Genomic DNA, 579 nt, shown 5'->3' on the forward strand with positions numbered 1-579 from the left:
TTTCCCAAGGCTTCAATGCCTTACCAGCAAACAAACGACCAATTTCATATTTTTTACCGGATTGCTTACCAACGCCTTTTGAGTAAGTGCCACCTGTTAGAACGTAACGAACAGCCATGCTAATTCTCCATTATCTCTTTGATTATGTGTTTGTATGTATCAGGCAAGTTGAGCAAATCACCCTGCGTATCCTCAGATATGAGCAACCCGAAAACTTTCTCCAAGTCACCATCCAAGTACTTAGCAATATCCGCTAACGTGCGGCCAACTTGACGACGAGCCCAACGAATGCGCCCGTGCATATCGAGCGCAACTTGTTTCTTTTTTGTAACCACCTTTACTGGAGAGCTGGATACGATAGATGCGCTATACGCACAAATTCCGGCGAAGTAACCGCTGATATCGAGAAGGACGTCGATTGGCATCTCCTTCAGCTCACACTCACTTCTAAACCAAAACATATCGAGCCCAAGCTGAGCAGCCTTGTTATAAATACGCCAGTAAATACGAGATTTGCGGTTGCCAACCTCGAATGATTCATTGATAACCTTGCCGGAAGGTTCAGCAAAATAACGCTCA

General features: G+C 44.9%; 1 protein-coding gene. It reads right to left on the reverse strand.

The window, feature by feature from the left end; all coding sequences use genetic code 11:
• Window positions 1-119 precede the first annotated feature (119 nt).
• Window positions 120-579, reverse strand: a 460-nt coding sequence (locus tag R7Q09_RS27210) for a replication initiation factor domain-containing protein (RefSeq protein WP_318144088.1), incomplete at its 5' end; no start/stop codon positions are given.

The sequence above is a fragment of the Vibrio sp. 2130-1 genome (genome assembly GCF_033339515.1).